At 65.8% G+C, this 20,180-nt stretch carries 19 protein-coding genes and 1 pseudogene; 5 read left to right on the top strand and 15 right to left on the bottom strand.

Annotated elements, in window-relative coordinates; genetic code table 11:
- The first annotated feature begins 41 nt into the window (after positions 1-41).
- From HG262_RS09140 to HG262_RS09130, 3 genes are read left to right on the top strand one after another with little or no spacing between them, the layout of a single operon-like run.
- Positions 42-1,667 carry an FAD-dependent oxidoreductase gene (locus tag HG262_RS09140; protein WP_169270698.1) on the top strand — a complete coding sequence of 542 codons (1,626 nt, stop codon included), beginning with the start codon at positions 42-44 and terminating at the stop codon, positions 1,665-1,667.
- On the top strand, positions 1,664-1,891 hold the full coding sequence (locus tag HG262_RS09135) for a hypothetical protein (RefSeq protein WP_169270697.1): 228 nt from the start codon (positions 1,664-1,666) through the stop codon (positions 1,889-1,891). The genes HG262_RS09140 and HG262_RS09135 overlap by 4 nt, the downstream gene beginning before the upstream one ends.
- Complete coding sequence (locus HG262_RS09130) at positions 1,888-2,352, top strand: MarR family winged helix-turn-helix transcriptional regulator (protein WP_169270696.1); 465 nt, start codon at positions 1,888-1,890, stop codon at positions 2,350-2,352. Before HG262_RS09135 ends, HG262_RS09130 begins: the two co-directional genes overlap by 4 nt.
- Here the strand turns inward: HG262_RS09130 and HG262_RS09125 are convergent.
- The 8 genes from HG262_RS09125 to HG262_RS09090 form a co-directional block, all read right to left on the bottom strand.
- On the bottom strand, positions 2,349-2,675 hold the full coding sequence (locus HG262_RS09125) for a 4a-hydroxytetrahydrobiopterin dehydratase (protein ID WP_169270695.1): 327 nt from the start codon (positions 2,673-2,675) through the stop codon (positions 2,349-2,351). The genes HG262_RS09130 and HG262_RS09125 overlap by 4 nt on opposite strands.
- Positions 2,676-2,683: 8 nt before the next feature.
- Positions 2,684-3,331 (bottom strand): OmpA family protein, encoded by a 648-nt coding sequence (locus HG262_RS09120; RefSeq protein WP_169270694.1) that lies wholly within the window; start codon positions 3,329-3,331, stop codon positions 2,684-2,686.
- A gap of 135 nt (positions 3,332-3,466) precedes the next feature.
- Positions 3,467-4,150 carry an HAD-IA family hydrolase gene (locus HG262_RS09115; protein WP_169270693.1) on the bottom strand — a complete coding sequence of 228 codons (684 nt, stop codon included), beginning with the start codon at positions 4,148-4,150 and terminating at the stop codon, positions 3,467-3,469.
- 143 nt (positions 4,151-4,293) lie between these two features.
- Positions 4,294-4,932 (bottom strand): hypothetical protein, encoded by a 639-nt coding sequence (locus HG262_RS09110; protein WP_348984375.1) that lies wholly within the window; start codon positions 4,930-4,932, stop codon positions 4,294-4,296.
- A gap of 115 nt (positions 4,933-5,047) precedes the next feature.
- Positions 5,048-5,710, bottom strand: coding sequence for a ligase-associated DNA damage response endonuclease PdeM (pdeM, locus tag HG262_RS09105; RefSeq protein ID WP_169270692.1), 663 nt, complete (start codon positions 5,708-5,710; stop codon positions 5,048-5,050).
- Positions 5,691-8,156 carry a ligase-associated DNA damage response DEXH box helicase gene (locus HG262_RS09100; RefSeq protein ID WP_169270691.1) on the bottom strand — a complete coding sequence of 822 codons (2,466 nt, stop codon included), beginning with the start codon at positions 8,154-8,156 and terminating at the stop codon, positions 5,691-5,693. The genes pdeM and HG262_RS09100 overlap by 20 nt, the downstream gene beginning before the upstream one ends.
- Entirely contained in the window at positions 8,153-9,757 is a 1,605-nt protein-coding gene (locus HG262_RS09095) for an ATP-dependent DNA ligase (protein ID WP_169270690.1), read from the bottom strand. Before HG262_RS09095 ends, HG262_RS09100 begins: the two co-directional genes overlap by 4 nt.
- Positions 9,758-9,778: 21 nt before the next feature.
- Entirely contained in the window at positions 9,779-10,783 is a 1,005-nt protein-coding gene (locus HG262_RS09090; protein WP_169270689.1) for a ligase-associated DNA damage response exonuclease, read from the bottom strand.
- Between the two features lie 263 nt (positions 10,784-11,046).
- On the opposite strand from HG262_RS09090, the gene HG262_RS09085 reads away from it, so the two are divergent.
- Complete coding sequence (locus HG262_RS09085) at positions 11,047-11,940, top strand: MBL fold metallo-hydrolase (RefSeq protein ID WP_169270688.1); 894 nt, start codon at positions 11,047-11,049, stop codon at positions 11,938-11,940.
- A gap of 29 nt (positions 11,941-11,969) precedes the next feature.
- Complete coding sequence (locus HG262_RS09080; protein ID WP_248293296.1) at positions 11,970-12,956, top strand: tripartite tricarboxylate transporter substrate binding protein; 987 nt, start codon at positions 11,970-11,972, stop codon at positions 12,954-12,956.
- A gap of 25 nt (positions 12,957-12,981) precedes the next feature.
- Here the strand turns inward: HG262_RS09080 and HG262_RS09075 are convergent, their stop codons facing one another.
- The 7 genes and pseudogenes from HG262_RS09075 to HG262_RS09045 form a co-directional block, all read right to left on the bottom strand.
- Positions 12,982-13,959, bottom strand: coding sequence for a LysR family transcriptional regulator (locus HG262_RS09075; RefSeq protein ID WP_169270687.1), 978 nt, complete (start codon positions 13,957-13,959; stop codon positions 12,982-12,984).
- A 245-nt stretch (positions 13,960-14,204) separates the two neighbouring features.
- Positions 14,205-14,309: pseudogene (locus HG262_RS30980) on the bottom strand (SAM-dependent methyltransferase); the annotation flags it as partial.
- Positions 14,306-15,622, bottom strand: coding sequence for an FAD-binding oxidoreductase (locus HG262_RS09065; RefSeq protein ID WP_169270686.1), 1,317 nt, complete (start codon positions 15,620-15,622; stop codon positions 14,306-14,308). The gene HG262_RS09065 and the pseudogene HG262_RS30980, both read right to left, overlap by 4 nt.
- A complete protein-coding gene (locus tag HG262_RS09060) occupies positions 15,619-17,067 on the bottom strand; it encodes a sulfatase-like hydrolase/transferase (protein ID WP_169270685.1) in 1,449 nt (482 codons plus the stop codon). The genes HG262_RS09065 and HG262_RS09060 overlap by 4 nt, the downstream gene beginning before the upstream one ends.
- Positions 17,068-17,105: 38 nt before the next feature.
- Complete coding sequence (locus HG262_RS09055; RefSeq protein ID WP_169270684.1) at positions 17,106-18,077, bottom strand: tripartite tricarboxylate transporter substrate-binding protein; 972 nt, start codon at positions 18,075-18,077, stop codon at positions 17,106-17,108.
- An 80-nt stretch (positions 18,078-18,157) separates the two neighbouring features.
- Positions 18,158-19,111 (bottom strand): LysR substrate-binding domain-containing protein, encoded by a 954-nt coding sequence (locus tag HG262_RS09050; protein WP_169270683.1) that lies wholly within the window; start codon positions 19,109-19,111, stop codon positions 18,158-18,160.
- Between the two features lie 18 nt (positions 19,112-19,129).
- Positions 19,130-20,104 carry a LysR substrate-binding domain-containing protein gene (locus tag HG262_RS09045; protein ID WP_169270682.1) on the bottom strand — a complete coding sequence of 325 codons (975 nt, stop codon included), beginning with the start codon at positions 20,102-20,104 and terminating at the stop codon, positions 19,130-19,132.
- Positions 20,105-20,180: the final 76 nt, after the last annotated feature.

Below are 20,180 nucleotides of genomic sequence, written 5' to 3'. Positions count from 1 at the left end.
CAAGAATATAGTTGCGCACACAACTACATATCGGAGACAAGATGCCGCTCCCCTCGCACGTTCCCGTCCTGATCGCCGGCGGAGGCCCCGTCGGCCTGACGCTTGCCGCCCTGCTGGCTGAATACGGCATCGCCTCGCTGACGGTGGAAGCCGACGACGACTATTGCACCGGCAGCCGCGCCATCTGCATCTCGCGCCGGTCGCAGGAAATCCTGGGTTGGGCGGGCGCTGACCAGCCTCTGACCGCGACCGGCCTACCCTGGACCGGCGGGCGCAGCTACTACCGCGACCGCGAAGTCCTGCACTTTGAAATGCCGCACGATCCGCTGCAGCGCTATGCGCCGATGGTCAACATTCAGCAGTACTCGATCGAGGAATACGCCCACCAGGCCATGCAACGCCATCCCGGGCGGGCCGCGCTGCAATGGTCGGCCCGCGTGGCCGGACTGCGCGCGGACGCGGACGGCGTGACCGTCGAGGTCGATGCCGGCGGCCAGCGCCAGACCGTGCGCGCCGACTGGCTGATCGCCTGCGACGGCGGACGCAGCACCGTGCGCGAGACGATGGGCCTGAAGCTGGAGGGCATGCAGTACGAAGGCCGCTACGTCATTGTCGATATCGAGCAAGCCTCCAGCCGCCCCGTCGAACGCCTGGCCTGGTTCGACCCGCCGTCCAATCCCGGCTCGACGCTGCTGATGCATCGGCAACCGGGCAACGTGTGGCGCGTGGACTATCAGATCCGCGACGACGAAGATCCCGACGAAGCCGTCAAACCCGAGAACGTGCTGCCGCGCGTGCAAAGCCATCTGGACATGATCGGCGAGACCGCGCCCTGGAAGCCGCTGTGGATTTCCATCTACAACGCCAAGTGCCTGACGCTGGACCACTACCGCCACGGCCGCGTACTGTTCGCCGGGGACGCCGGCCACCTCGTGCCGATCTTCGGCGTGCGAGGCCTGAACTCGGGCCTGGACGACGCCGGCAACCTGGCCTGGAAGCTGGCCTGGGTGCTGAAGGGCCAAGCACCCGCCAATCTGCTGGACAGCTACAGCACCGAGCGCGTGCATGCCACCCGCCAGAACCTGGCCTATGGCGCAAAGAGCACCGAATTCATGGCGCCGCCGGATTTCGGCTTCCGCCTGATGCGCGAGGCCGCGTTGCGCCTGGCGCTTGCGGACGAGACCGTGCGGTCCTTGATCAACCCGCGCCAATCCGCGCCCATCTCCTACGACACCTCGCCGCTGAACCTGCCAGACGGCGCGCCCCAGGCCGGCCCCGCCGCCGCGCCTGGCCAACCCGCGCCCGATGCGCGGCTACAGGACGGCGATGCGCCACGCTATCTGAGCGAATGCTTCGGCAATGGCTTCGTGGCGCTGGCGGTGTCTCCGTCCGCCGCGCTGGCGGCGGAACTGGATGCGCTGGCCGCATGCACGCAAGGCGCGCCGCATCCCCTGCGAATCGTCCGCGTAGGCGCCGGCGGCTGGAACGATGCGCATGGCCAGCTGCGGCAACGCTATGGCGCCACGGACGGCCTCGTCTACCTGCTGCGCCCCGACGGCTATGTGCTGGGCCGCTGGAATGCACCGGACGCCGCGAGCCTGCGCGCCGCCCTCGCCCCCTACTATCCCTCGATCGCCGTGCCCGCGCACAAGGAAGGCAACGCATGAACCACGAAGAACTGGACCAGGTGTACACCGGCATGGCGCAGACGCTGACGCGCGTGGGCGAACCGCGCGCGTCGCTCTTGCTGTCGATACTCGGCTTGTCGCTGCTAAGCCGGCAACCGGACGCCGCATCGGCGCTGGCGTTGCTGGCGCAGGCGGAAAGCGCCTGCCTGGGCGAAGACGCTGTGGCAAACTATCCCGCCCCCACTCCTGCCTGCCCGACGTGAAACCGCCCGCCCTGGAACGATTCCTGACCTATCGCCTGCATGTGCTCAATAAGATCACGGACCGGGACACGAATCGCGCCTATCTGTCGGACTGCGGCATTCCCTTGGGTGAAGCGCGCTGCCTGGCGGCGATCGGCCGCTACGCGCCGCTTTCCGTCAACGACCTGGCCCGGTCGGCCAACCTGAACAAGGGCCAGGCCAGCCGTTCGGCGCAGGCACTGGTCGAACGCGGACTCGTCGAAAAGACGCTGTCCGCCTCAGACGGGCGCGGCGTGGTACTGACGCCGACCGACGCCGGCCTGGCGCAGTACCAGCGCATCATCGCGCTGATTGCGCAGCGCAACGACGAGATCTTCGCGTGCCTGGATCCCGGCGAACAGCGCGCCCTGGGCGACATGCTGGATCGCCTGATCGACCATCTGCAAACCCGTGAAGACGGCGCGGACGGCGAAGACGGCTAGGCGTCAGCCTTCGGCGCCGTCGCTCCCATCTGCGCGGCGGCCTCGTCCATGAACTGCGCCATGCGCACGTCCAGTTCGGTCACGCCGCCGGCGTCATGGGTGGTCAGCGTCACATCCACCCGGTTGTAGACGTTGGTCCACTCCGGGTGGTGGTTCAGCTTTTCCGCGAACATGGCCACCCGCGCCATGAATCCGAACGCCGCGTTGAAGTTGGGGAAGCGGAAGCGCTTCTCGATGGCGTCGCGCATGGCCACGGCCTGCCATCCGGACAACGCGGCCACGGCGATATCGGTGCCGATACGGGCGGGAGGGAACATGCTCATGACAGACCTTATTGCTTGACCGCGTACAGATAGATTTCCACGCGCCGGTTCAGCGCGCGCCCTTCGGCGGTCGCATTGTCGCCGATGGGATCGTTCGGTCCGCGCCCTTCCACCCCCATGCGGCCGGCGGCCACGCCTTGCTTGGCCAGGTAGTCCGTCACGCTCTTGGCGCGGTTGACCGACAGGGTCTGATTATGCGCCAACGCGCCCGTGCTGTCCGTATGGCCCACCACCTTGGCGCGCAACTCCGGATGCTGGTTGAGCGAACGTGCCACGCTGTCCAGCACCGGCAGCAACGCGGGCTTCAATTGCGTCTTGTCCGTGTCGAACGACACGCCGCTGGGAATGTTGACCTTCAGGCTGCCGTCGGGCATTTCCACGACATCGATCCCCAGAGACGACGCGCCCGACTGCTGAACATCCTCTTTGACGACCTTCCAGTTGTAGCCCACCAGGCCGCCCGCCACCGCACCGATGCCGGCGCCGATCGCCGCCCCTTTGCCGTGTCCGATCAAGGCGCCGATGCCCGCGCCGACCGCGGCCCCCGCCCCCGTACCCACGGCGGTGTTCGTCTGCTGTTGCGTGGCGCAGCCCGCCAGCAGCGCACCCGCCGCCGCAACCACCGCGATCCGGTTGAACATTGTTCTTGAGTTCATGGCAACCTCCACTATCCCGTCGGTGCGCCGGATCATTCCGGCATGAACCATGCTAGCAAGCGCGGGCGGAAGGACCGGCAACATTTTGTACTGGCCAATCGGCCAGAACGGGCTGCGGCCGCGTGCCGCTTGGGGTCAGCCGTTGCCGAACCCGGCCAGCCACGGCAACGCGCCTTCCAACCGGGGCGACTCCCGCTCCGGCGCCGGCGCCCCTTGCGGCAACGACAGCCCCACCCGGTTGTGCCAATACGTGCGCAGCCCCACTTTGCTGGTGCCGAACAGGTCATAACCCGACCCGGCGACGAACGCGGCCTCTTTCGGTTGCACCTGCAAGCGCGCCAATGCCAAAGCGTAGGGCCGGGGATCGGGTTTGTAGAAGCCGGCCTCCTCGGACGTCACCACCACGTCCCAATCGACCCCCAGCAGACTGGCCGCCTGGCGGCCCAAGCGGTCGGAACAGTTGGTAACCACGCCCAGCCGGCAATGCGGGCGCAAGGCCTGCAACAATTCGCGCGCCCCGTCCCATACGGGCAATTCGGCCCAGTGCGATTCCAGCGCAGCCGGGGCGCTGGCCGGCAGACCGACGGCAATGGCGGCTTCCTGCACCAATAGCTCATACGGCTGATACGCGCCGCATCCATAGGTGCGTCGCAAATAATCGGCGCGCCAAGCCCGGCCCAGGGCCTCGGTGCCCGCCGCCCGGTTCCAGACGGTCCATGAGTCCAGCAAGGCCGTCAGCAGGTCAAACAGCACCGCGCGCGGGTAGCCGGACGGAACGGTCGTATCGGCAGACACGGGAGAATCGGGGGTTTGGGACATGCGGGCGCTCCAGACAAGGCAATGCAGCCACTATAAAGAGCCGCGCGCCCCCTGTGATTTAGCAGCCGTTTACCTATCGTTAAGGCTGGAGTTAAGTGAAGTCCATGATGGCGAATTCCGTAACGCCTGAGCGCGCGATCGACTCAGACCCGTCTGCCCATCAGCATCGCCAACCCGAACACCGCTCCCAGGCCGCCGACGATCGCCAGCGAGATAGACGGTTCGCGCAGGTTCAGCGCCATGACGGCCGACCCCACGCCCAAGGCGGTGATCACCGCGCCGATCAGGCGCCCCCCTGTCGAACCGTAGAAGTGCGTCCGGCGCGCCGGTTCCGTTCCGGCGGGCTGCCGCTTCTGCCAAGCCTGCAGCGCGCTCTGGAATTCACGCAGCAGGCGCTCGCGATTCGGCAGATCCACCGCGCTGACCAGCAGCGTGGGATGCCCCGGCCGAACCAGTTTCAGGAAATCGTCGGTGCCCCAGCGGGTCAGGTCGGCAAAGGCAACCGGTGCACGCCGCGAGAACACCAGGCCGTCGGACGTCACGGTGACCCGGTTGCGGGTGGGAAACCCTTTGAAGGCCACGAGGGGCGGCCCCAGCAGGCCGGCCAGCGCGACGATGGCCGCCCACAGCAATGGCCCCCGGTTGAACACCACCAGCATGAAGCCGCCGGCGGCCAGCGCGAACGCCAACGGCACCGACAACTGATGCCAGCGGGTATAGACCGCGGCCTGGATACCGTCGCTGCCCTCGGGCACCGAGGCGTGGAACGGGCGGTCAGCCACGCTTGCCTCCCCACGGCATGCCCGGCGACGTCAACACGGCGAACCCTCTTTTGCGCATTTTTCTCCTCCCTTCGATCATGTTACCGGCAGGCGGCATCCCCGCCCGCCAACCGGTCTAGGATACGAATCCGATCATCAAGGCACTGCCTTCCACGCACGCCACCAGGGCGCTGCCGTCGCCCGCGCCGACTACCTGGCCGCCCGTGAAATCGGAAAACGCAGGCAGCACGGTCATGCTTTTCCTTAGCCAGAATGCGGGCCAACTGCGGGGGACGCCGGGCACGCGGGTCTTGGGATGCACGTGGCCCGCGATGACGTGCCGGCCGTGCGGATCGGCAAGGGGCAAATGCCGGAACAGGAACGGCCCGTCAGCCACCGATTCGCCCAGCTGCCTGATATCCAGCGCGGCGCCGTCCAGCGCGCGGTCATGGTTGCCCGTCAGCGCCTCCACGTCGAGCCTAGCGTGCCGCTTGCGCCATTGCGTCCAGGTGTCGCGCCAGTCCGCCCGGGCCATCGGACCATGCAGCACGTCGCCCACGATCCACAGCCCCTTCGCGGCGGTGGATTCGAGCAGCCGGTCAAGGCGCATCAGATCATCCCGGGTTGCGCCTTGCGGGACGGCGATGCCCGCCTGGCGAAACACATGGCTCTTGCCCAGATGCAGATCCGCGATGATCAGACGCGACCGGGCCGGCCAGTACATGGCGCGATCGCCCAACAGCACCACGGGCTCGTCCGCCAGCTTGATGGCGAGCCCTTCATCCCGCAACCCGGGCATAGCGCTTCTCCAATTGCGCGGCGGCACGCTTGACGCGGGCCTGCCAGGTTTCCGTGCTGAGCTGGCCGCGCAGGCTTTCCGTCCAGAGTGGAAAAGACAACGGCGTCAGGGCCCGAGGGGCACGTAAATCCAACGACCGCCTCGCGCAATCCTGCAAAGCGGCCAACAGGCGTGGCGCTTCCAGCTGGATTTCAAGGACTTCCCTTTCTGCTTGCGCCAACAGCAGATGGTCGGGATCGTAGCGGCGCAGCACGTCGTAGAGCAATCCGCTGGACGCCTGCACCTGACGCAGGGAGCGCGCCGCGCGCCCCGGCAGCGAAGGCGTCAGCAAGCCGGCCACGCGGGCGATCTCGCGGAACTGACGCCGCGCCAACTCTCCCAGATTGACGCCGTCGCGCAGGTCGCCGGCCAACTGGCCGGGGCTGAGCAATTCGCGCAGCAGCGCGTCGTCCAGATCCGCGGGTTCGGCCAGCGTCAGCATCAACCCGTAATCGTTGACCGTATAGGAGAACGTGTTGGCCTGCCGGCGCCCCCAACGCAGCGCAATGGTGGCCGCCATGCCTTCATGGACGGCGCGGCCGGCGAAAGGGAACAAGAACAGGTGCATGCCGCGGCGCGTGGCGATGCGCTCGGCCAGCAGGCGGCCAGGTTCAGGCAGCGCGCTGGCCTCGCGCTGGATCCGCAACAGCGGTTCCACGGCGCGCATCTCGGCATGCCGGCCCGGCTGGGCGAAAAGGCGTTCAACCTCTTGCGCCAGTTGGGTCGACAGCGGCATCCGGCCGCCCTGCCAGGTCGCCACAGGCCCGTTGCCGCCCTTGGCGCGGCGCACATAGGCGGTCATGCCCTCCAGGCGCACGAGTTCCAGCGTCCGGCCGGCAAACTGGAAGGGGTCGCCCGGACGCAGGCGCGCCAGGAATCCCTCTTCCACCGACCCCAGCCCCCCGCCCCGCAGGTACTTCACCGAGACGGCGCCGTCGGCGGTGATGGTGCCGATCGACAGCCGATGACGCAACGCGATGCGCCGGTCATGGACGCGAAAGCAGCCATCGTCGTCCCGCTGCACCCGGCGGAACTCGGGGTAGTTCGCGAGCGCGCGGCCGCCTTGGACGATGAAATCCAGCACGGCCTGCCACGTAGCCGCGTCCAGCCCGGCGTAGGCGTGCGTGCCCCGGACTTCCTCATACAGCGCGGCGGCATCGAAGCCGCCCCCCAACGCCAAGGTGACCGCGTGCTGCGCCAGCACATCCAGGCTGCCGCGCGGCGGCGGCCGCGATTCGATGGCGCCATGCGCAATCGCCTGACGGGCGGCGGCGTACTCGATCAGCTCCAGCGCCTGTGCCGGCACGCAGATCACGTGGCCTGACTCGCCGGGCCGATGCCTGGCGCGGCCGGCGCGCTGCAACAGCCGGGCGACGCCTTTTGGGCTGCCGATCTGCAGCACCTGGTCGACGGCGGGAAAATCGACCCCCAGATCCAGGCTCGACGTGGCCACCACGCAGCGCATAACGCCGTCGCGCAGCCCCTGTTCGGCCTGCGCCCGCAATTTTGGATCCAGCGAACCGTGATGAAGCGCCAGCGTGGACGCCGCTTCGGGCCAGATGGATTCCAGCGCGCGATGCCATAGCTCTGCCTGCGCGCGGGTGTTGGTGAACAGCAGACTGGTCCGGACATCGAACAGGCGCTTGAACACGCGCGGCAACTGAGACAGCCCCAGGTGCCCGGCCCACGGCAAGGCGCCGTTACGCTCAGGCAGCAGCGTCGAAATGACGACCCTGCGCGGCGTGGCGCCAGCGACCAGCGGGCTATCCGGCGCATGCGGTAACAACACCGAGCGGGCTTCGTCCAGATTTCCCAGCGTGGCCGACAGCCCCCACGTGCGCAGGTCCGGCGACAGGCGACGCAAGCGCGCCAGGCACAGTTGCAGCAGCACGCCGCGCTTGTTCCCCAACAGTTCATGCCATTCGTCGACCACGATGCAACGCAAGGCGCGAAAGCGCTGCGACGCATCCGCGTAAGACAGCAACAGCGCCAGCGACTCCGGCGTGATCACCAGCACATCCGCTTTACCTTGGCGAGCCAGGCGCTTGTCGCGCGCGCTGGCGTCGCCGGTACGCAGCGCGACGGTCCAATCGACCTTCAGTTCATGGGCGGTTTGCGCCAACGCCCGGGTGGTGTCGGCCGCCAACGCGCGCAGCGGCGTCACCCATAGCACCCGTGGCCCCGCGCCTGCCGTGGTCTGGACCAAAGCGGGATCGGCCAAGGCTTCAAGCAGCGGCCCGCCAAACGCAGCCAGTGTCTTGCCGCTGCCGGTCGGCGTGTGCAGCAGCCCGGATTGGCCGTGCAGATAGCGGCGCCAGGTCTCGCGCTGGAACGCCGCCGGCTTCCAACCCTGCGCCTGGAACCAGGCCGACAGGGGCGCATCCCAACCGCGCGGCGTTGCCGTCATCGCGCCAGCGCCTTCAATGTGTCCAGCTGATCCGCTTCGGCGGCGGGCTTGTCGTGCCGCCATCGCAGGATCCGAGGAAAGCGCACGGCCACGCCGGACTTGTGCCGCTTGGACAAGTTGACGCCTTCGAAACCCAGCTCGAAGACCTGGACCGGTTCGACCGACCGAACCGGTCCGAAGCGTTCGCGCGTGTGGGCGCGCAGCCACCGGTCCAGCGCCAGGATCTCTTTGTCGTCCAGGCCGGAATAGGCTTTGGCGATAGGCACCAGCGTATCGCCCTGCCACAAGCCGAACGTGTAGTCGGTGTAGAGCGTGCTGCGCCGGCCATGGCCCGCCTGCGCGTACAGCAGCACGGCGTCGATCGTCAACGGTTCGATCTTCCACTTCCACCAGTCGCCGCGACGTCGCCCGCTCTGGTAGCCCGCGCTGCGGCGCTTCAGCATGAAGCCCTCCACGCCACGTTCGCGCGCTTGCTCGCGCAGCGCGGCGGCGGCTTCCCAACCGGCGGGCGCCACCTGCGGCGAAAGGCCGAGGCGCGCATCGGGTTGGCGGCGCAACATCGCTTCCAGTTGCCGACGGCGTTCCGCCTGAGGCTGTTCGCGCAAATCGGCGCCGTCCAGCTCCAGCAGGTCGTAGGCAAGCATTCGAACGGGCGCGTCGGCCAGCCACTTGGGGCCCGGCTTCAACCGTTGGATCCGCGTCTGCAACGCTGAGAATGGCATGGGCTGCGCCGCGTCCTCCTGCCATGCCAGCAGTTCGCCGTCCAGCACGCAGTCCACATCCAGCGCCGCCGCCGCGGCTTCCACTTCGGGAAAGCGGCCGTCCAGGCGCTCTTCGCCCCGCGACCACAACGCCACCTCGCCATGGCGCCGGATCAGCTGTGCGCGGATGCCGTCCCACTTCCATTCCAGCAACCAGTCGTCGATGGGGCCGAGCGCCGCCGGCGGGCCTTCCAACGGCGACGCCAGAAAGAACGGGTATGGCTGCTGACGGTCGCCGGGCAGATCCTCGGCACTGAGCAGGTCGCGCAAAAAGGCCGGGCTGGGCTCCCAGGCGCCCAGCATCCGCTGGGCGATGCGTGCGATCGGCACGCCCGACATCTCGGCCAGCGCCTGCTGCACCATGCGCTGGGATACGCCGACGCGCAACGCGCCCGTCAGCAGCTTGTTGAATACCAGGCGTTCATCGAACGGCAAGCCGAGCCAGGCCGATACGACAACGTCGCGCCGCTCGGCCTCCTCGCGGTTGGCGACAGGCAGCAAGCGCTCTTCAATCCAGTCCGCCAAGCCAAGATCCGGCGCGGGATGCACGGGATCGGGCATCAGCAACGCCAGCGTTTCGGCCAGGTCGCCGACCTGATCGTAGCTGGCGTCGACCAGCCAGGGCGCGGTGCCCGACGCGGCCGCCGCCCAGGCGCGCAGTTCGGCCACGCCCGCGACCTTGCGCCGCGCACTGGTGATTTTTCCGCCGGCAAGCAAATAAAGCGCCCAGGCGGCATCGCGTGGCGGCGCATCCCGGAAATACGCGGTCAGCGCGCCGCGCTTGTCCAGGGTAGCGGTACTGCGGTCCAGCTCTTGATACAGCGCTGCGAATCGCTTCATGCCCGGGTGCGCCTCCGATGTCTAGTCGTCTTCACCATACTGGGTCGCCAGTGTTTCGGCCGCCACGCCGGCTTCATTCAGCGTGCGTACCAGCGCATCGGTGTCGCCATGCGTGGCGATGACGCGGTGCGCGCCGGTGTCGTGGATGGTACGCAGCAGATCCGGCCAGTCCGCGTGGTCGGACACGACAAAGCCACGATCCATGTTGCGGCGCCGCCGGTTTCCCCGCAGCCGCATCCAGCCCGATGCGAAGCCGTGCTGGGCCTTGCGGAAACGCCGCAGCCACGCACTGCCGGCGGCCGACGGCGGCGCGATGATCAGCTCTCCCGCAAAGCCGGCCTTTGATGCCGGCGAGTCGCCCTCGGCGTCGATCACCAGCCGCGTGTCGGCCATGTCGATGCCCGCCTGCCGGTACACCTCCACGCCGGCCGCGATGGCGCCATGCACGTAGACTGGCCGGTCGATGAACGGTTTGAGTTCGGCCAGGACGCGCTGCGCTTTGCCCAGCGCGTAGCAATAAAGAATGGCCGCCTCGCCACGCGCGGCGCAGTGGTCGCGCCATTGCACGATGTCCCGCGCGACGTCCGCCGTGCCGGGCCAGCGATAGATGGGCAAGCCGAACGTGGCTTCGGTGATGAAGGTGTCGCAAGGAACGACTTCAAACGGGCTGCACGTGGGGTCTGGCTGCCGCTTGTAGTCGCCCGACACGACCCAGGTCTGGCCGTCGGCCTCGATGCGCACTTGCGCGGAGCCCAGCACATGGCCGGCCGGGTGCAGCGATACGCGGGCATTGCCCAGGATGAACGGCTGGCCGTACCCATGCACGCGATAGTCCTGATCGCCCAATCGCCATTGCAGGATCGGCAGGCCTTCGGCACTGGTGTGATAGCAGCCCATGCCCACCCGCGCGTGATCGCCGTGGCCATGGGTCAGCACGGCGGTGGCCACCGGCCGCCAGGGGTCGATGTAGAACTGGCCTGCCGGGCAGAACAGGCCTTCGGGACGCAATTGCACGACATCGCGCATGGGGCACTCTCCTGGCACAGGGCTTGCCAACCGGGGGGGCAGACGATTCACGATACTCCATGCGAATGGAAGACCTGCAAGTCCCTGTGGCGAAGAGAAACCACCGGCAACGTAGCGCAAGGGCGCAGGCCGCGAGGAATTCCTTTTTCGAATCCCTGAATCGGGAATTTTGATTTGTCTGGAATTCCGCGGCTCCCTACCATTTCCGGAACCCTCCCCCCTATCCGGCATTGGCCTACGGACTCATCCCACAGGAGCACACGATGAAAATCACCATGCTTGGCACCGGCGCCGCGCTGCCCGACCCCGACCGCGGCCAATCGGCCATCCTCATTTCCACGGATGCCGGCAAGCACTACCTGTTCGACTGCGGCGAAGGCGCCACGCGCCAGATGGTCCGCGCCAACATCAATCCGGCGGACGTGGGGCTCGTTTTCCTCACGCACCTGCACCACGACCATATCAGCGACTTTCCCTACTTCGTGATCTCCAGCTGGATGCTTAACCGTGTCGGTTCGCCGATTTTGCTTGGCCCGAAGGGTACGAAGAACTTCGTCAACCACCTGTTCGAGGACGGCGCGTTCCGGGCCGACTTCATGGCCCGTTCGGCCTACCCGGTGCGCAAGAACAACATCGAAGCCGTACGGCCCGTCGTGCACGAGATCGCCCCGGGCGTCGTCTACGAAGACAGCGACATCCGCATTACCGCCCTGCACGTCGACCACCTGCCTCACGACATCTGCGAGTGCTTCGGCGTGCGCGTGGAAGCCGATGGCAAGGTGATCGCTTTCAGTGGCGACACCAAGCCCTGTCCGGCGATGGTCGAACTGGCCCGCGACGCGGACTTGCTGATCCACGAATGCACCTTTCCGCAGTCCTTCATCGACCACCGCGCAAAAACCGGCGTAGGCACGTTCTCGCACACGAGTCCGCTGGGCCTGGGGCTGATCGCGGCCGAGTCCGGCGCAAAGAGCGTGGTGGCCACGCATTTCGGGCATTTTGACTCAACCAGCCCGGTGCTCAAGCGCGCCGCAGCCAAACACCTGCCGGTGGAGCTGATGGGCCCCCATCTGATGGAAGATGTGGTGCGCGACATCCGCCAGCATTACTCGGGCCCGCTGCGCCTTGCGCACGACTTGATGCGCATCGATCTCTGACCCGTCATCCGCCAACGAGGGGCTTTGCCATGCATACCCGTACCGTGTCCCGCTTGTTGACCGTCTTGCGCGGCGGCGCCATGTGCGCTGCCGCCTGGGGCGCCGCCGCTCACGCGGCGTGGCCGGAGATGCCGATCCGCGTCGTGGTGCCTTACCCTGCGGGCGCGGCGGGCGATCTGGTCATCCGTAAAATGCAGCCCGCCCTGCAAACCCGTCTTGGCCAGCCCCTGGTCGTGGAGAACAAGGCCGGCGCCGGCGGCAACATCGGCACGCTGGAGGTGGTCCGCGCCAAGCCCGACGGCTACACCCTGCTGCTGGGCGCAACGAACAATTTCGTGATCAATCAGTATTTGTACAAACACTTGGGGTTCGACCCGCTGCAAGCGCTGGCACCAATTGCCAAGGTCGTCGACGCGCCCTCGGTGCTGTTCATCAATGCTGCGGTGCCCGCGCGCACCTTCCGCGAATTCGCCGACTATGCAAAGGCGAACCCCGGAAAGCTGAACTACGGCTCGCCGGGCAACGGCACGACGCCGCACCTGTCGGCTTTCGCGCTGTCGGAGGCCATCGGCGCACAGATGACGCATGTTCCCTACAAAGGCGCCCAGCCCGGCATCACCGGCCTGCTTGGCGGAGAAGTGCAACTGTTCCTGACGGGTTATGGCGTCGCCGGCGCGCAATTGCCCTCTGGCCGTATCCGCGCATTGGCAGTCGCATCGCGCCAGCGGCTCGACGTCCAACCCGAGCTGCCCACCACGGCGCAAGCCGGCGTGCCCGACGTCATCTTGAGCAACTGGTGGGGCATGGCGGCGCCCCGCGGCACCGATCCGGCTATCCTCAAGCGCCTTGCCGACGCGATCCATGCCGTGCTGAAAGAGACGGCGATGCAGCAATACCTTTCAGAGCAAGGATTCGTGGCCGCCGACGACTCGCCCGACGCGTTCGCTACCTGGTTGGCCGGCGAGGCGGCGCAGTGGCAACGGATCGTGGAGCAATCCGGCGCCACCGTGGATTGAATGACACGCGGCGGGCCCAGCCGCCTCATGCAGGCGGGTGCAAGCCGTGGCCGGCGCCGGCCTGCCCCTTCAGTTCCTCGGACACTTGCCGCACCAGCCCGATAAATGATTCCACTACTGGCGGACACTTGACCTGCGCGTGTCGCAGCAGGCCCACCGGCGGCATGCTGATCGGCAGCGGCAGATGCAGGATATCGAGTTGACCGCGGGATTGGTAAAGCCGAGCGACACTAAAGGGCATCGCTGCCACCGAGTCCGTCTGGTTCAGGATGATCTCGACCATCATTTGCGATGTCGTCTCGGTTCTTGGGGTTGGCCGACTCGAGCCTTGTTCCACAAGCACCCGATCAAGCTGCTGGCGCAGCGGCGCCAATTCCGGCGGCAGTATCCATTGAACGTCGACAAGATGCTTCGCGGACAGATTGCGCTTTCGAAGCAAGGGGTGTTTTTTGCGTACGACCAGGCTTACCGGCTCGTCATACAGGCGTTCGGAATGATAGAGATCAGACCGCGTATCGTGGGAAAGACGCCCCAGCACGATATCCAGCTCGTCCCGCGCAAGCGCGGGCAATAGCATGTCGTTAGGACCTTCGGTAAGCGTGACCACCAGGTCCGGCATGGTGGCGCGCACCCGTTGCAACACCTGGTTGACCAGCGTGGGAATCGCCACCGGCTGTGTCCCGACACGGACTCGCCCGGATGCCCCGGCGGCCACCATGTGCGCCTCGGCGACCGACTCACCCACATGATTCAACAGCAGCCGAGCCCAGCGGATAACGCTTTCGCCCGCAGCCGTGGCGCGCAGGCCGCGCGGCAAACGGTCGAACAGGGGCGTGCCGTAGATTTTCTCGACTTCCTGCAGCAGCTTGCTCGTGGCGGGCTGGCTGAGGTTCAGCCGAGGCGCGGCGTGATGAAGATTGAGCGTATCGCCAAGGGCGTCCAGCAACTCGATGTGGCGCAGGCGCAGCTTGGCTCGAAGGCGATTGTTGAGTTGCGGATGCATGGCTTTCCTTAGAGCCAGGATCTTAGATCACGTTGATCATTCGCCTTCGCTCAGTCGCCATCGATCATACGCTTTCGATCATTCACCGCCGGACATTCACCATTGGCCATTCACCATCGTGTCGTTACCGCCATTTGCCTCAACCTACCGCACTTCACTGCGGTAAGTGCAGTAAAAGTGCGGTCAAATCTGGCATGTTCCAGAGCCACCGCAGGAAGCCCCCGGGGAGACCCTGCTCTCTCCCGTGCAACTGCGGCGGCTTCTATCGCGGCCTGGCCGAACTCCGCCGCCATAGCGGCGAGCCGGACCTGACTGGCGACCCAGCGCTCACCCCGCCCACCCACGGTCAATCGACGATACGGCCCGGGTTGAGCGTATTTCTGGGGTCCAGCGCTCGTTTGACGCGCTTTAACAATGCAATTTCACCCTCGCTGCGGGTGTAGCCCAGGAACGGCTTTTTCAGGAAACCTATACCGTGTTCGGCGCTGATCGTCCCTTGCCGGCCTCGCAGCGCGCTGTACACGAGTTCTTCCACGTCCAGCCATTCGCTGGGGCCGTGCGGCCCCGTCAGGATGTGGACGTTGTTGTCGCCCAAATGTCCCAGGAACAAGTGCACCGCATCTGGGTATTTCTGTTTCAGCGCGGCCTCGACCTCGGTCACGAAGCCCGACATTTCAGCCCAAGGCAGGCCACAGTCGAAATTCACCGTGGGCTTGAGTGCCGTCAACAGTTCCGGAATGCACTCCCGCAGCCGCCAGAATTTCTGCGCATCGGACAAACTGGACGCCACCGCGCAATCGCTGATCGTGCCGGATTCCAACGCCTGTTCCAGCGCACTTTCCAGCGCCACTTGCGGATCCATGCCAGCCAGCCCGCTGGCCTGAATCAGCACGCTCCATGGCGCGTCGCCAGACAACGGCAAGGACACGCCCGTCAGGTCCTTGGCGCGCAGGAGAAACTGCGCCGACATGAATTCATAGGCGGTCAGTTGCGGGCCCAAGGTCTTTTTCAAATGGCGCAACAACAAGGCCATGGACGCCGTGTCCGGCACGTGCACCAAGGCCGTAGCCGGCGCGCCCGGATCGGGCTGCAAGCGCAACATCAGCCGGGTGATCACGCCCAGCGTGCCTTCGGACCCAATGAACAGATACCGCAAGTCCAGGCCGGAACTGTTTTTGACCAGGCGCGTCAACGACGTCACCACCGACCCATCGGGCAAGACCGCTTCCAGCCCCAGCACCGAATCGCGCATCGTGCCGTAGCGCACAACCTGCGTGCCGCCGGCGTTGGTGGCCGCGTTGCCGCCGACCTGGCAAGTGCCGCGCGCGCCCAGGTCCACCGGAAAAAACCAGCCGGCTTCTGCCGCGGCTTCTTGCACCTGTTGCAAGGTGGCGCCCGCCTGCACCTGCATGATTCCTTCCACCTCGTCGATGGATTCAATCCGATTCATGCGCTCCATATTGATGACCACATCGCCATCGTCCGGCACCGCGCCGCCAGCCAGCCCCGTCAGCCCGCCCTGGATCGTGATCTTGCGGCCTTGCTGATCGGCATCGCGAACGAGAGCCGCCACTTCGTCCGTGGTCGTGGGCCGGTGCACCTCGCCAGGCACGCCCCGCGTCAGTCCGCTCCAGTCTTTGAGATACCGCGCATCCACCGTCATGCCGCTTGCTCCACCTTGGGTGCGGGCGTTGCCCCGCTAGCGCCCATCATCGAGGCGGCTTCGGGGCCGCCCAAACGTTCGATCATCGCGGCCTGGTCGGCCTTGGCCTGCCTGTCCACGTCCTCCGGGTTGCAGATTGCGTACAACGCCGTCTTCATGTCGGCCAACACGCTTGCATAAGCCGGGTCGCCCGCCAGATCGTGCAATTCGCCAGGATCCGAGTCCAGGTTGAACAGCTCGGGCTGGAAGCGCACATAGTGGTGATACTTCCAAGGCCCCTTGCGCAGCATGAAGCCCGCCGTGTTGCTACCGGCGGCATGGTATTCGCTGAGGATCGCACGGCTGGCGTCGACCCGTTGCCGCGCGATGTCGAACAGGGACTTTCCTGGCCGAGCGCCCTGATGCGGCGCCGGATCCACGCCCACGGCCTGCAACAGCGTCGGGTAAAGATCCAGCAAATCCACCGGCGTCTCGCAGACGGTGGGCGCCACGTCCGGGCCCGCCAAGATCATGGGGATTCCCACACTTTCCTGATATAGCGTGGATTTTCCCCACAAACCGCGGGCTCCGACGTTGTCGCCGTGGTCCGACGTATAGACCACGTAGGTGGAATCGGCCAGCCCCAACGTAGCAAGCTCGTCCACGATACCGCCCACGTTGCTGTCCAGGAAGCTGCAAAGCCCGTAATACGCCAGGAAGGCGTTGACGCGCTCGTCCTCGCCCTGGAACGTTTCTTCAGTGCGCTCGAATTCCGCGTAGGCCCGCACCCAGGGATGGCGTTCGTAGCCGTTTTTCGGATGCAGCTTGGCCTGGGGAATCTGCCGGGCCTCGTACAGCGTGAAGAACTCCTGCGGCGCAATCAACGGAAAATGCGGCGCCACCAAACCCACGTACAACACAAAGGGCTGGCCACGGCTGGCCGCCGCGCGCAGCCATTGCAGCGTGCGCCCGGTCACCGAGCGGTCATAGGACGTATAAGGCGATTCGCCCATGCCGATACGGTCGCCAAGCATGCGCTTGCGGCCGGCCACGGGCAAATAAGGATCGCGGATCGACGCCCACACCATGCCGTGCCCGCCCACCACATGCATGGGGATATGCTCGGCATCGAAACCGACCGGATCCTCTTCATTGCGGTAGTGCAGCTTGCCGATGCTTTCCACGTTGATGCCGTGCTGCTGCAGCACATGCCCCCATCCTTGGGGATCGCCCAGGTACGGCATCGCGTTGTCCCAATGCCGCGTCTGGTGAACACGATGGCCGGTGGCAAACGCCGCCCGCGCCGGCACGCAGATCGGACTGGGGGTATACGCGTTCGGAAACCGCGCCCCCCGCGCGGCCAGCGCGTCCAAGTTTGGGGTCTTGATGAACGGATGCCCGGAACAGCCCATGAATTCGGGATTGTGCTCATCGGACATGATGACGACGACGTTCTTGCCTTTCATTTGTGCATCCTGGAAATTGGCTGACCACGCGCGCGGCGTCAGGCCTCGGGGCGATAGCCGCTGTCTTTGACGACCCGGTCCCAGAACGCATATTCACGTTCCAGTTGCTGTTTCAAGGCGGCGGGCGCGGTGACTTTGGTTTCGAAGAACTGCTGCTGCATGACCTTTTCAAAGGCCGGCGAACGCACGGCGTTGGCCACGGCGCGAGTCAATGCCTGGGCCTCGTTGCCTGGCAAACCCTTGTGTCCCAGCAAGGTGAAATATTCGGCCACCGTCAGCGATGGATATCCGGCAGACGCGAACGTGGGCACGTCGGGCAGCGCGGACGACGGCGCGGCCCCCGTCGTGGCCAGGATCCGGATCTTGCCGGACTTGTGCATGGGAATCAGGTTGGGCAGCGTTGTGATCAGCGCAGGCAAGGTCCCGCCCACGGTGTCGGCCAGCGCCGGCGATCCGCCCTTGTAAGGGATAGGCGTCAAGGGGACGTTGCTGGCGTTCGCCAGCATGATGCCCAGGAAATTCATGACAGTGCCGGCGCCGGGCGTGCCGAACACGGCCAGGCGCATGTCCTTTTGCGCCAGCTGCAGGAATTCCTGCAGTGTTCTGGCAGGACTGTTGGCGCCCACCGCGAATGCGAAATCGAATTCGCTGGCCGTGCCCAGCGGTGTGAAATCCGCCGTGGTGTAGCGCAGGTCCTTGTACAGATGGGGATACAGCGTCAGGTTCGTAGAGGGCGTGAACAGCACGGAATTGCCATCGGCGCCCGCAGTCAACAGCGAATCGACCGCAATGCGGCCACCCGCTCCCGATTTGTTTTCGACGATGGTGGTGTAGCCCGACGCACGCATGCCTTCGGCCAGCGCACGCGCGACCATGTCGGCCGCACCGCCCGGCGCGAAACCGACCAGCATACGTAACGGGGGATTGGCTCTTGCCTGTCGTAAGGGCACCGCGCTACAGCACACGGCGGCGCCCAGGGCGCCCAGGAATTGTCTGCGTCGGACTTGCATGCTTGTCTCCGTATCGGCGTTTTCTGTGCGCCATTTTGGAGGTAGCGTACGGTTGCGCCGGCCCTGAAGACAAATATTATTTATCTGCGTTTTGTATAAGTTTTTTCATATATCCGTGTGCCGCGCAGCACCTTGTCTTCCACCAGGGTGTGCAATACGTTCTGCAACGCCAGTTCCACGGCCAGCACCGCGTTGCCGGGTGCGTTTTCCGCTACGCGCACGATGGACTGCATCCGCCTGATGGGTGGCCGCAGCAGCCGCCGCGCGCCAACGGTATTGGTGCCCAGCCCCAATTCCAGGCCTACGCTGTCGGGCAGGATCGCAAACGCCACGCCATCGCGCACCAAGGCAAAATTCAGTTCGGGATCGTTGATTTCATATTTCACGTTCAACGGGCAACCCAGGTCCACGGCCGTACGCTCGACCAGCCGCCGCAGATCGTGATCGCGGTCCGGCGCCACCAGCGGCCGGGACCCGATCTCCGCAAACGCGATTGTCTTTCCAGGCCGCTCGAACATCGATTCCAGGCCGAACAGCGAAAACCCTTCCTCGTACACCGGCTTGCAAGACAAGCCCGGCAATTCGAACGCGTTGGGCATCAGCGCCACATCCAGTTGCCGCGTCTCGAGCGCCGCGCGCACCTGACTGGATAGCGCCGACGACAACAATAGCCGTATGTCGGGATACTCCTGTTCCACGTACCGTATCAAGGGCGCGGCCACCACCTGCGCCAACGACCGCGCCAGGCATACCCGCACCGGTCCTCGCGGTTTGCCCGTTGAGCCCAGCACATCGGCTTTCAGCGAATCCAATTGGTCCAGGATGGAGGCGGCGCGCTGCTGCAGGCGCTTGCCTTCCGCCGTCAGCGTGACACCCTTGGCGTGCCGTTCGAACAGGGCCACGCCCAACTCGCTTTCCAGCACCGCCACGTGTTGGCTGAGCGCGGGCTGCGCGATGCGCAACGCGCTGGACGCCAGCGACAGACTGCCGCTGCGGGCGATTTCAAGAAAGTAACGAAGCTGGCGTGGCGTCATGGTTCAAGGATCAGGGAGTCATGCATGCGGCGCCGAAGCGCGAGCGCTGCCGGCAACGGCGCGCAGTATTTCCAACAGACGCTGCGCGCGCGGGTTCACGCTGGCATCGCGCCACATCACGATACCCAGCGGCGCCGGCGTCCAGGCCAGGTCCACTTCCAGTCTGCGCACACTATTGGACAAGGTTCCCGATGCGTACAGCGACATCGGCAGGAAGCCCAATAATTCCGATGTTGAAACGACCGCCGCCAGTGCCAGCATGGAATAGGACGCGATGCGCGCCTCCGGCTGCGCCACACCCGCCCGCCGCATCGACTCCGCAATCTGCTTGTAGAAGCTGGTGTCTTCGGCAGGCACGATCCAGGAATGATCGTAAAGCGCTTCCATGTTCAGCCGGCTTTTACGCGCCAGCGGGTGCCGCAACGAGGAAATGACGACGCAACTGTCCTGGAACAAGGTTTCCCGCAGCAGGCCAGGCGCGGGCTCATCGTCGGTCAACCTGCCCACGAATATATCGATGCGCCGGTGATGCAAATGCTCAAGCAAGATTTCGCGCGACCCTTCGACCAGCACGCACGCGGGGTTGGCCGCTTCCGAGGCGTAGCGCCCCAGCGCCACCGCCAGTATGCCGCCCGACGTGACCGACATGCTGCCGATGCGCAGCGGCGGCTTGTCGTTTCGTGACGCGTGCCATAGCGCCTCGGCAGCGACCCCGATGTCCGATCGCAAGCTTGCCGCCAGTTGCCAGACGGCGTCGCCATAGGCCGTGGGCGTCATGCCGCCCGCGCCACGCACAAACAGAGGCACGCCCAGTTTGCTTTCCATCTCACGCACATGCTGGCTAAGGGCGGGCTGGCTCACGCCCAGGGCCACTGCGGCGCGCGACAGGGTTCCCGCCGTCTTGATGGCCAGCAACGTCCGGAACTCGGTCATCGTCAAGCGGCCCAGCGCGCGGCGCGCGTCATCCAGCGAATCGTATACAGGCGCAGTCATAAGGATCAGCTTATCGCATATAAGCTCGTTATGCGTCGCGCCGCCAAGCCCAGGCCTAGACTTTCCTGCGACAACA

Origin of the sequence: Achromobacter sp. Bel (genome assembly GCF_012928505.1) — a bacterium.
In the GTDB taxonomy this organism is placed as follows: domain Bacteria; phylum Pseudomonadota; class Gammaproteobacteria; order Burkholderiales; family Burkholderiaceae_B; genus Achromobacter.
Note: the sequence above shows the minus strand (reverse complement) of the source record. Positions and strands in the feature narration are given on the sequence as shown.

Excerpts from the sequence above, each read along its gene's own strand:
- HG262_RS09140 (WP_169270698.1), top strand. The coding sequence starts at position 42 with ATGCCGCTCCCCTCGCACGTTCCCGTCCTGATCGCCGGCGGAGGCCCC.
- HG262_RS09135 (WP_169270697.1), top strand. The coding sequence starts at position 1,664 with ATGAACCACGAAGAACTGGACCAGGTGTACACCGGCATGGCGCAGACG.
- HG262_RS09125 (WP_169270695.1), bottom strand. The coding sequence starts at position 2,675 with ATGAGCATGTTCCCTCCCGCCCGTATCGGCACCGATATCGCCGTGGCC.
- HG262_RS09120 (WP_169270694.1), bottom strand. The coding sequence starts at position 3,331 with ATGAACTCAAGAACAATGTTCAACCGGATCGCGGTGGTTGCGGCGGCG.
- HG262_RS09115 (WP_169270693.1), bottom strand. The coding sequence starts at position 4,150 with ATGTCCCAAACCCCCGATTCTCCCGTGTCTGCCGATACGACCGTTCCG.
- pdeM (WP_169270692.1), bottom strand. The coding sequence starts at position 5,710 with ATGCCCGGGTTGCGGGATGAAGGGCTCGCCATCAAGCTGGCGGACGAG.
- HG262_RS09100 (WP_169270691.1), bottom strand. The coding sequence starts at position 8,156 with ATGACGGCAACGCCGCGCGGTTGGGATGCGCCCCTGTCGGCCTGGTTC.
- HG262_RS09095 (WP_169270690.1), bottom strand. The coding sequence starts at position 9,757 with ATGAAGCGATTCGCAGCGCTGTATCAAGAGCTGGACCGCAGTACCGCT.
- HG262_RS09090 (WP_169270689.1), bottom strand. The coding sequence starts at position 10,783 with ATGCGCGATGTCGTGCAATTGCGTCCCGAAGGCCTGTTCTGCCCGGCA.
- HG262_RS09085 (WP_169270688.1), top strand. The coding sequence starts at position 11,047 with ATGAAAATCACCATGCTTGGCACCGGCGCCGCGCTGCCCGACCCCGAC.
- HG262_RS09080 (WP_248293296.1), top strand. The coding sequence starts at position 11,970 with ATGCATACCCGTACCGTGTCCCGCTTGTTGACCGTCTTGCGCGGCGGC.
- HG262_RS09075 (WP_169270687.1), bottom strand. The coding sequence starts at position 13,959 with ATGCATCCGCAACTCAACAATCGCCTTCGAGCCAAGCTGCGCCTGCGC.
- HG262_RS09065 (WP_169270686.1), bottom strand. The coding sequence starts at position 15,622 with ATGACGGTGGATGCGCGGTATCTCAAAGACTGGAGCGGACTGACGCGG.
- HG262_RS09060 (WP_169270685.1), bottom strand. The coding sequence starts at position 17,067 with ATGAAAGGCAAGAACGTCGTCGTCATCATGTCCGATGAGCACAATCCC.
- HG262_RS09055 (WP_169270684.1), bottom strand. The coding sequence starts at position 18,077 with ATGCAAGTCCGACGCAGACAATTCCTGGGCGCCCTGGGCGCCGCCGTG.
- HG262_RS09050 (WP_169270683.1), bottom strand. The coding sequence starts at position 19,111 with ATGACGCCACGCCAGCTTCGTTACTTTCTTGAAATCGCCCGCAGCGGC.
- HG262_RS09045 (WP_169270682.1), bottom strand. The coding sequence starts at position 20,104 with ATGACTGCGCCTGTATACGATTCGCTGGATGACGCGCGCCGCGCGCTG.